Origin of the sequence: Mesorhizobium sp. M7A.F.Ca.CA.002.15.2.1 (assembly GCF_003998715.1) — a bacterium.
In the GTDB taxonomy this organism is placed as follows: Bacteria; Pseudomonadota; Alphaproteobacteria; order Rhizobiales; family Rhizobiaceae; genus Mesorhizobium; species Mesorhizobium ciceri.
This window is the reverse complement of record NZ_RZPI01000160.1, coordinates 1-9,184: the sequence shown is the minus strand read 5'-3', so window position 1 is coordinate 9,184 and position 9,184 is coordinate 1. Positions and strand designations below refer to the sequence as shown.

Genomic DNA, 9,184 nt, shown 5'->3' with positions numbered 1-9,184 from the left:
GTTAAGGGGCATAGGCTTCTCCAGCACGGGGAAATACATTTGTCCGCACCAGCGCCCATCATCAAGATCGACAGCATCTCGAAAAGCTTCGGCAGCTTCAAGGTGCTGGACGGCCTGTCGATGCAAGTCATGCCCGGCGAGAAGCTGGCACTGATCGGCCCATCGGGTTCGGGCAAGACGACGATCCTGCGCATCCTGATGACGCTGGAGCGCATCGATGGCGGTCATATCCAGATCGACGGCGAGCAGCTCTATCACATGGAGCGCAATGGCCAGCTGTTGCCCGCCGATGAGCGGCATCTGACAAGGATGCGCCAGAAGATCGGCATGGTGTTCCAGCTGTTCAACCTGTTTCCGCACAAGTGCGTCATGGACAATGTCACGCTGGCGCCGATGCTGACCAAGGGCACGCCGCGTGCCGCCGTCGAAAAGCGGGCGATGGAACTGCTCGAAATGGTCGGCATGGCCGACAAGGCCAAGAACATGCCGGCGCAGCTGTCCGGTGGACAGAAGCAACGCGTGGCGATCGCTCGGGCGCTGGCGCTGTCGCCGAAGATCATGCTGTTCGACGAGGTGACGTCGGCGCTCGATCCAGAGCTGGTCGAGGAGGTGATGAACGTCATGCGCAAGCTCGCCGCCGAGACCGACATGACCATGCTGCTGGTCACCCACGAGATGGGCTTTGCCCATGATTTCGCCGACCGGGTGCTGTTCTTCGATCGCGGCAGGATCGTCGAAGAAGGCAAACCGGACGAGATTTTCCGCAATCCCAAGCAGGAGCGCACGCAAGGTTTCCTGAAGAAGATCATCGCGGCCGGACATCGGGTCTGACCGCAATGCCCAGGGCGACGAAGTCGTCCCGAGGCGGCGAGGGCCGCCATGCAACAAAGCAAGACAAGAAACAAGGAGTTGGGAACAATGAACAAACTTGGCATTCTGGCCGGCGTTGCCGGTCTTGCACTGACGGCGGTGCTGGCCGCCTCGATCCCCGGTTCGGCCGATGACAGCAAGCTCGAGCAGCTCAAGGCGCAAGGTTTCGCCCGCCTCGCCATCGCCAACGAGCCGCCCTATACGGCGGTCGCCGCCGACGGCAAGGTTTCGGGTGCCGCGCCTGATGTGGCCCGCGAGATATTCAAGCGGCTCGGCGTCGCCGACGTTGCCGCTTCGATCTCCGAATATGGCGCCATGATCCCCGGCCTGCAGGCCGGTCGCTTCGATGTCGTCACCGCCGGCCTGTTCATGAAGCCGGAGCGCTGTGCTGCGGTCGCCTATTCGGAACCCGTGCTGTGCGACGCCGAGGCGATGCTGGTGAAGAAAGGCAATCCAAAGGGTTTCAAGAGCTATGAGGATGTCGCCAAGGATACGACTGCGACCATCGGCGCGCCGGGCGGCGGCACCGAGGAGAAGCTCGCGCTCAATGCCGGCGTGCCACGCGATCGCGTCATCGTCGTGCCGGATGGCCAGAGCGGCGTGAAGATGCTCCAGGATGGCCGCATCGACGCTTATTCGCTGCCCGTCCTGTCGATCAATGATCTGGTCAAGAAGGCCAACGATCCGAACCTCGAAGTCATCGCTCCGGTGCAGGGCGCACCGGTCTATTGCGACGGCGCCGCTTTCAAGAAGGGCGACGAGGCACTGCGCGACGCCTTCGATGTGGAACTGGCCAAGATGAAGAAATCGGGCGAGTTCGCCAAGATCATCGAGCCCTACGGCTTCTCGGCGGCAGCCGCGATGTCGACCAGCCGCGACAAGCTCTGCGCGGCGAAGTGATCCTTCCTTCTCCCCGTTCAACGGGGAGAAGGTGTCACGAAGTGACGGATGAGGGGCGGCGCCAAACCTTCGCAAGTTCGCGCCGCCCCTCATCTGCCTGCCGGCATCTTCTCCCCGTGAACGGGGAGAAGATGCTAAACCCAACGTTGGAAACCGAATGACCCAGTGGTCCGGCTATTTCGGCCTGATATTGCAGGGAGCGCTTGTCACCATCGAGCTGACGCTGATGGGGTCGGTGCTGGCGCTGATCATGGCCTTCCTCGCCGGCATGGGGCGCGTGTCGCGCTTCTTTGCGCTGCGTTGGTTGGCCACCGCCTACATCGAGTTCTTCCGCGGCACCTCGATCTTCGTGCAGTTGTTCTGGGCCTATTTCGTGCTGCCCTTCATCGGCATTTCGCTGACCCCGTTGCAGGCCGGCGTGCTGGCGCTCGGCCTCAATGTCGGCGCCTACGCCGCCGAAGTGGTGCGCGGTGCCATCCAGTCGATCGGCCGCGAACAGTATGAGGCCTGCACAGCGCTCAATCTCGGCCGCTGGCAAGGCATGCGCCACATCATCCTGCCACAGGCGCTGCTGGTGATGCTGCCGACCTTTGGCAACAATGCCATCGAATTGCTCAAGGCGACCGCCGTGGTGTCGCTGATCTCGCTCACCGACCTGACCTTCCAGGCGCAGGTGGTGCGCGCCCAGACCGGCAACACCCTGGTGCCGTTCACCACCATCCTGATCATCTATTTCATCCTCGCCCTGCTCATCTCGTGGGGCGTGCGCTCGCTGGAACGACGCATGGCGCGCGGCCTCGACGGGGTGCGTGCCTGATGGCCAACTCCCTTCTGATAAATTGGGCCTACTGATGGAATGGGATTGGAATTTCGTCTGGGAAATCATGCCAACGCTGATCCAGGGCGTGAAGATCACCATCCTGGCGACGCTGCTCGGCTCGGTGCTGGCGGCGATCGTCGGGCTTGGCATTGCGCTGGCGCGCCGCTCGCCCAACAAGGCGTTGTCGCGCACGGTCGGCTGGGCGGCTGAATTCATCCGCGGCACGCCGCTGCTGGTGCAGCTCTATTTCATCTTCTACGTGCTGCCCGACATCGGCATCCTGCTGCCGCCGCTGGTCGCCGGTGTCATCGGGCTCGGGCTGCATTACGGCACCTATACGGCCGAGGTCTATCGTGCCGGCATCGACAATGTGCCGCGCGGCCAATGGGAGGCCGCCAAGGCGTGCAATTTGAGCGCCAGTCAGACCTGGACCCACATCATCATTCCGCAGGCTATCCCACCGATGATTCCGGCGCTCGCCAATTACTTTATCGCCATGTTCAAGGAAACGCCGCTGCTGTCGGCGATCACCGTGCTGGAACTGATGAACCAGGCCAAAAGCGTCGCCAACACCTACTATCGCTATATCGAGCCGATCACCCTGGTCGGTGCTTTCTTCCTGGTCATCAGTCTGTTTTCGGTCGTGTTGCTGCGCTGGCTGGAACGCCGCTACGGCAAGATCGAGAGGTAACCGATGAAACCCTTGCCCGAGATCAAGGTGTATCCAAAACGGCCGGCACTGGATGCGCGTCCGCTGGAGCGGCGCATCGGCCTGATCATCCTGGCCACCGACCACACCAGCGAACCGGATTTCCGCCGCATGGTGGCGAGCGAACGCGTCGGCGTCTATGTCGCGCGCATTCCCTATGCCAACCCGACGACGCCCGAAAACCTGCGCAAGATGCAGCCGGCGCTGACGGCGGGCGCGGCCCTGATCCTGCCGGATGAGCCACTCGATGCCGTCTGCTATTCCTGCACTTCGGCCTCGGTGGTGATCGGCGATGCCGAGATCGAGGCGGCGATCCAGGTCGCAAAGCCCGGCGTGCCGGTAATCACCCCGCCGATGGCGGGCGTGCGCGGGCTGCGTGCGCTGGGCGCAAGCAAGATCAGCATCCTCACTCCCTACACGGTCGAGACATCCAGGCCGATGGCCGCCTATTTCGCGGCGCACGGCTTCGAGATCGCCAGCTTCACCTGCCTCGGTTTCGAGGACGACCGCGAGATGGCGCGCATCGCACCGGCGGCCCTCGTCGAACTGGCGCGTGAGGCGACCGACACCAGCGCCGATGCGCTGTTCGTCTCCTGCACGGCGCTGCGTAGCGCCCTCGCGGTCACCGGAATGGAAAAAACTATTGGACGTCCCGTGGTGACCAGCAACCAGGCGACCGCCTGGAATTGTCTGCGGCTGTGCGGAGATGACACGCCGCGTCCCGAATTCGGCCGTCTGATGACGCAGCCATTTGCCGCCTGATTGATGATCATGACACAGGTCACTCTTGAGCACATTCGCGCCGCGCATGAGCGCATTGCCGGCAAGGTCGAGCGCACGCCGACCGTGCTGTCCCAAAGTCTTTCCGAAGGGCTGGGCGTCCCCGTCCACCTCAAGCTCGAACACCGGCAGACCACCGGCAGCTTCAAGCTGCGCGGCGCCTCGAATGCCGTCGCTTCGCTCAGCACCGCGGAGAAGGCGCGTGGCGTGGTCGCGGCCTCGACCGGCAACCACGGCCGCGCGCTGGCGCATGCGGCGAAGCTTGAGGGCATGCGCGCGGTGATCTGCATGTCGCGGCTGGTGCCTGAAAACAAGCTCGACGAGATCCGCCGGCTGGGCGCGGAGGTTCGCATTATCGGCAACAGTCAGGACGATGCCCAGCAGGAGGTCGATCGGCTGGTGGCGCAAGAGGGGCTGGTTATGCTGCCGCCCTTCGACCATCCCGACATTGTCGCCGGGCAAGGCACGCTCGGGCTTGAGATGATCGAACAGGTCCCGGATGCTGCCCTCGTCCTGGTGCAGTTGTCGGGTGGCGGGCTCGCCTCAGGCGTTGCCGCGGCCATCAAAGGCGTCAGCCCCGGCACAAAGATCATCGGTGTCTCGATGGCTCGTGGCGCGGCGATGAAGGCCAGCCTCGATGCCGGCCGCCCGGTGCTGGTGGAGGAATTGCCGACGCTGGCGGATTCGCTCGGCGGCGGCATCGGCCTCGACAACCGGCTGACCTTCGCCATGTGCCGCGACCTGCTCGATGGTATCGTCCTGCTTAGCGAGGACGAGATCGCCGCCGGCATCCGTCACGCCTATGCGCGCGAACGCGAAATCGTCGAGGGCGCCGGCGCGGTCGGCATCGCCGCGCTGCTCGCCGGCAAGGTCAGGTCGGACGGGCCGGTGGTCGTGCTTCTCTCCGGCCGCAACATCGATATGGACGCGCACCGCAGGATCGTCTGCGGCGAGGCGCCATCGCTCAAGGAGCACGCCGCATGAGCCGGATGACGATCCTCACCGAACAAGAATTGCGCGCGATCGTGACACTCGATCTCGATGCAGTCGCCTGCGTCGAAAACGCCTTCCGTGCGCTTGCCACCCTGCCGGTGGCGATGCCGCCGATCCTGCGGCTCGACATTCCCGAGCATCGCGGCGAGGTCGACGTGAAGACCGCCTACGTGCCTGATATCGACGGTTTCGCCATCAAGATCAGCCCCGGCTTCTTCGACAATCCGAAGCTCGGCCTGCCCAGCGTCAACGGCATGATGGTGCTGCTGTCGTCCAAAACCGGGCTGGTCGAAGCACTGCTGCTCGACAACGGCTATCTCACGGATATCCGAACCGCTGCTGCCGGCGCCGTCGCCGCCAAACATCTGTCGCGGCAGGACTCGTCAGTTGCCGCGATCTTCGGCGCCGGCGTCCAGGCCGGGTTGCAATTGGAAGCCCTGATGCTGGTGCGGCCGATTTCCGAGGCGCGCATCTGGGCGCGCGATGTGGCAAAGGCCGAGGCAACCGCCGGAGCCCTGCGCGAAAAGCTCGGCATTCTCGTGCATGCCGAGCCCGACGCGGCAAACGCAGTTGTCGGCGCCGACATCATCGTCACCACCACGCCTTCGACCGAGCCGCTGATCAAGGCGGGTTTCGTTTCCGCCGGCCAGCACATCACGGCGATGGGCTCCGACGCCGAGCACAAGAACGAGATCGCGCCGGCAATCCTGCGCATGGCCGACCTCTATGTCGCCGACAGCGCCCGTCAGACGCGGCGGCTGGGTGAGCTGCATCACGCCATCGCGGCGGGCGTGATGGCCGCTGACGAAGAGGTGACCGAACTTGGCCAGATCATCGCCGGTAAACGGCATGGTCGGCGCTCGGCCAGCGACATCACCATCGCCGATCTGACCGGCACCGGCGTTCAGGATACGGCGATAGCTACGTTCGCCCGCGATCGGGCGCGGGTGGCCGGTTCCGGGGCCATTTTCGAAAGCTGATGCTGGCCAAGGCGTGATCCGGAAAAATGGGAACCGGTTTTCCGAAAGATCACGCCCAAACAAGAACGACGGGCCGGTTTCAACGAAGTTGAAACAGGCTCAAGGCCCAACAAACGAGGACCAAGAACAATGCAACCGAACCTGAGATTCTCGCGCGGCGAATATGCGGATCGCCTCGCCAAGACACGCAAAGCCATGGAGGTGAAGGGCGTCGATCTTCTTGTTATCAGCGACCCGTCCAACATGGCCTGGCTGACCGGCTATGACGGCTGGTCGTTCTACGTGCATCAGGCGGTTATCGTGCCGCCATCGGGCGAGCCGGTCTGGTACGGCCGTGGCCAGGACGCCAACGGTGCCAAGCGCACTGCCTATCTCGCGCATGACAACATCGTCGGCTATGCCGATCACTATGTGCAGTCGACCGAGCGCCACCCGATGGATTTTTTGGCCAGCGTGCTTGCGGATCGCGGCTGGGGCAAGCTGACAGTCGGCGTTGAGATGGACAATTACTGGTTCTCGGCCGCCGCCTTCGCATCGCTGCAGAAGCATTTGCCCAATGCCCGCTTTGTCGATGCCACCGCGCTGGTCAACTGGCAGCGCGCGGTGAAGAGCTCGACCGAGATCGACTATATGCGCAAGGCGGCTCGCATCGTCGAGGCGATGCACCAGCGCATCTTCGACAAGATCGAGGTCGGCATGCGCAAATGCGATCTCGTTGCCGAAATCTATGATGCCGGCACGCGCGGCGTCGACGGCATCGGCGGCGACTATCCGGCGATCGTGCCGCTGCTGCCGTCGGGTGCCGATGCCTCGGCGCCGCATCTGACTTGGGACGACAGACCGATGAAGCGGGACGAGGGCACCTTCTTCGAGATCGCCGGCTGCTACAACCGCTATCACTGCCCGCTGTCGCGCACCGTCTTCCTCGGCAAGCCGACGCAGGAATTCCTCGATGCCGAGAAGGCGACGCTGGAAGGCATGGAAGCGGGGCTGGCCGCGGCCAAACCCGGCAACGCCTGTGAGGACATCGCCAACGCCTTCTTCGCCGTGCTGAAGAAGTATGGCATCGTCAAGGACAACCGCACCGGCTATTCGATCGGACTGTCCTATCCGCCGGACTGGGGCGAGCGCACGATGAGCTTGCGTCCCGGCGACCGCACCGAACTCAAGCCCGGCATGACCTTCCATTTCATGACCGGCCTGTGGCTGGAAACGATGGGACTGGAGATCACCGAGTCCATCCTGATCACCGAAACCGGTGTGGAGTGCCTGGCCAATGTGCCGCGTAAGCTGGTGGTGAAGGATTGAGCCCGATGTCGAATCTACGCTCATCACCGGTCGCGCCGACCGTCGATTTCGACCGCGACGGCGTCCAGCACGGCTTCCTGCGCTTGCCCTACAGCCGCGACGATTCCGCGTGGGGCTCGGTGATGATCCCGATCTGCGTCATCCGCAACGGCAACGGACCGGCAGCTCTGCTGTCCGGCGCCAACCATGGCGACGAATATGAGGGGCCGCTGGCCCTCTACGATCTCGCCAGGACCCTCGATCCCAGGCAAGTCAGCGGCACGGTGATCATCGTGCCGGCAATGAACTATCCGGCCTTCCGCGCCGGCACGCGCACCTCGCCGATCGACAAGGGCAACATGAACCGCAGCTTTCCCGGCCGGCCGGACGGAACGGTGACCGAAAAGATCGCCGATTACTTTCAACGTGAGCTGCTGCCTCGCGCCGACATCGTGTTCGACTTCCACTCCGGCGGCAAGACGCTGGACTTCGTGCCGTTCTGCGCGGCGCACACTTTGCCCGACAAGGCGCTGGAACAGAAAGCCTTTGACGCGGTCGCGGCCTTTGCCGCTCCGTTCTCGATGCGCATGATCGAGATCGACGCCGTTGGCATGTACGACACGGCAGCCGAGGAGATGGGCAAGGTCTTCGTCAGCACCGAACTTGGCGGCGGCGGCACGTCGCGCGCGCAAACCGTGCGGATCGCGAGGCGCGGCATTCTCAACGTGCTGCGTCATGCCGGCATTGTAGATGGTGCGGTCGAGAAGACTCGAACCCAGTGGCTCGACATGCCGTCGGGCGATTGTTTCTCGTTCGCCGAAGACGACGGCATGATCGAAACCATGGTCGATCTCGGTGAGCCCGTCAAAGAAGGCTCGGTGCTGGCGCGCATTCATTCCACCGGCCGCACCGGCGTCGCTCCGCAGGAGATCCGGGCAAAAATGTCGGGCATGCTTGCGGCGCGGCATTTCCCCGGGCTGGTTAAGGCCGGCGACTGCGCGGCGGTGGTGGCTGTGCACGTCTGAGCGGCTCCGCCGGGGCCTGCTCCACCCGGTTCGGGTCCATCGTCACTTGTTCTGCGTCCGTCGCGGAGCCCTTCGGCGCGGCGGAAAGAAGCAGGATAGCGGGCGGAGTCGACATTGCAGGAGGATGTCACTATATAGCGGCGGCTTCGACCCGCGCGCCCGAGGGCAGCACCTCGAAGCAACTGTGAATGTGTAGTGTTTTGCGCCATCTATTGTGACGGAAATCGGCTCGGAAACCGGAAAAAAGCAAATAGAAACAGTGGCGCAGCGCTGGGTGTGACCCAGCCAACGGTACCGACCCCTCCAGAATCAGAAAATGCCCTTGACCCCTCGATTTCCTATGGCTCTGTGGACCTTGGACGGCATTGGCTTGCCGGCTGACCGCGACTCGGCTGGAATGGGGACATGCATCCTTTGCGGGATGTCGACGTTTATGATTACCAACCGGCTTTGCCGCCAGGGAACAGCAGTATGAGCGAACACGCCATCGAATTCTTGCGGGGATGGATCGGCGAAAAGGTCCATTGCCAATCCTCCCAGGCAAGGATCGACAAGCAGGCCGAAACCTTGGCCAAGGAGTGCGCCGCCGAGGCGGCCGAGGTCGGCATTCCGCTGGAGGATATCCAGGAAGAAGTCGGCGATATCCAGGAACTTATCGCATCCCGGCTTGAGGAAGCGGCCGAGGCCGAAGAAAGCCAGCAGGCCCCCAGAAAAGCCGCGGAATGATCAAAGCCGCCGAATGATCGCATAGCGGCGACATTGTTGCAGCGCGGGCTTCTGGCCCGCGTTTTTGTCTTCAGCCAAAGGTCTCCTTCAGCCC

10 protein-coding genes are annotated in these 9,184 nt (G+C 63.4%); all 10 read left to right on the top strand.

Annotation, left to right across the window (positions count from 1 at the left end):
* The first annotated feature begins 39 nt into the window (after positions 1-39).
* The 10 genes from ehuA to ENZ74_RS11820 all read left to right on the top strand — a co-directional run bounded on the left by ehuA (position 40) and on the right by ENZ74_RS11820 (position 9,090).
* The gene (gene ehuA, locus ENZ74_RS11865) at positions 40-831 is read left to right on the top strand and encodes an ectoine/hydroxyectoine ABC transporter ATP-binding protein EhuA (RefSeq protein WP_063170119.1); all 792 of its coding nucleotides are present in this window, start codon (positions 40-42) and stop codon (positions 829-831) included.
* An 87-nt stretch (positions 832-918) separates the two neighbouring features.
* Complete coding sequence (gene ehuB, locus ENZ74_RS11860; protein ID WP_013530327.1) at positions 919-1,770, top strand: ectoine/hydroxyectoine ABC transporter substrate-binding protein EhuB; 852 nt, start codon at positions 919-921, stop codon at positions 1,768-1,770.
* 157 nt (positions 1,771-1,927) lie between these two features.
* The gene (gene ehuC, locus ENZ74_RS11855; RefSeq protein WP_013530328.1) at positions 1,928-2,587 is read left to right on the top strand and encodes an ectoine/hydroxyectoine ABC transporter permease subunit EhuC; all 660 of its coding nucleotides are present in this window, start codon (positions 1,928-1,930) and stop codon (positions 2,585-2,587) included.
* A gap of 34 nt (positions 2,588-2,621) precedes the next feature.
* Complete coding sequence (gene ehuD, locus ENZ74_RS11850) at positions 2,622-3,281, top strand: ectoine/hydroxyectoine ABC transporter permease subunit EhuD (protein ID WP_013530329.1); 660 nt, start codon at positions 2,622-2,624, stop codon at positions 3,279-3,281.
* A 3-nt stretch (positions 3,282-3,284) separates the two neighbouring features.
* Complete coding sequence (gene eutA / locus ENZ74_RS11845; protein ID WP_063170120.1) at positions 3,285-4,061, top strand: ectoine utilization protein EutA; 777 nt, start codon at positions 3,285-3,287, stop codon at positions 4,059-4,061.
* A 9-nt stretch (positions 4,062-4,070) separates the two neighbouring features.
* A complete protein-coding gene (gene eutB, locus ENZ74_RS11840; RefSeq protein WP_164745816.1) occupies positions 4,071-5,063 on the top strand; it encodes a hydroxyectoine utilization dehydratase EutB in 993 nt (330 codons plus the stop codon).
* Positions 5,060-6,052 (top strand): ectoine utilization protein EutC, encoded by a 993-nt coding sequence (gene eutC, locus ENZ74_RS11835; protein ID WP_063170121.1) that lies wholly within the window; start codon positions 5,060-5,062, stop codon positions 6,050-6,052. The genes eutB and eutC overlap by 4 nt, the downstream gene beginning before the upstream one ends.
* Before the next feature lie 129 nt (positions 6,053-6,181).
* The gene (gene doeA, locus ENZ74_RS11830) at positions 6,182-7,360 is read left to right on the top strand and encodes an ectoine hydrolase DoeA (protein WP_063170122.1); all 1,179 of its coding nucleotides are present in this window, start codon (positions 6,182-6,184) and stop codon (positions 7,358-7,360) included.
* 5 nt (positions 7,361-7,365) lie between these two features.
* The gene (gene doeB, locus ENZ74_RS11825) at positions 7,366-8,364 is read left to right on the top strand and encodes a N(2)-acetyl-L-2,4-diaminobutanoate deacetylase DoeB (protein WP_024502317.1); all 999 of its coding nucleotides are present in this window, start codon (positions 7,366-7,368) and stop codon (positions 8,362-8,364) included.
* A gap of 414 nt (positions 8,365-8,778) precedes the next feature.
* The gene (locus tag ENZ74_RS11820; protein ID WP_224675447.1) at positions 8,779-9,090 is read left to right on the top strand and encodes a hypothetical protein; all 312 of its coding nucleotides are present in this window, start codon (positions 8,779-8,781) and stop codon (positions 9,088-9,090) included.
* The last annotated feature ends 94 nt before the right edge of the window (positions 9,091-9,184 follow it).

Bases quoted from the DNA above. Each gene is read 5' to 3' on its own strand.
- ehuB (WP_013530327.1), top strand. From the start codon at position 919: ATGAACAAACTTGGCATTCTGGCCGGCGTTGCCGGTCTTGCACTGACG.
- ehuC (WP_013530328.1), top strand. From the start codon at position 1,928: ATGACCCAGTGGTCCGGCTATTTCGGCCTGATATTGCAGGGAGCGCTT.
- ehuD (WP_013530329.1), top strand. From the start codon at position 2,622: ATGGAATGGGATTGGAATTTCGTCTGGGAAATCATGCCAACGCTGATC.
- eutA (WP_063170120.1), top strand. From the start codon at position 3,285: ATGAAACCCTTGCCCGAGATCAAGGTGTATCCAAAACGGCCGGCACTG.
- eutB (WP_164745816.1), top strand. From the start codon at position 4,071: ATGACACAGGTCACTCTTGAGCACATTCGCGCCGCGCATGAGCGCATT.
- eutC (WP_063170121.1), top strand. From the start codon at position 5,060: ATGAGCCGGATGACGATCCTCACCGAACAAGAATTGCGCGCGATCGTG.
- doeA (WP_063170122.1), top strand. From the start codon at position 6,182: ATGCAACCGAACCTGAGATTCTCGCGCGGCGAATATGCGGATCGCCTC.
- doeB (WP_024502317.1), top strand. From the start codon at position 7,366: ATGTCGAATCTACGCTCATCACCGGTCGCGCCGACCGTCGATTTCGAC.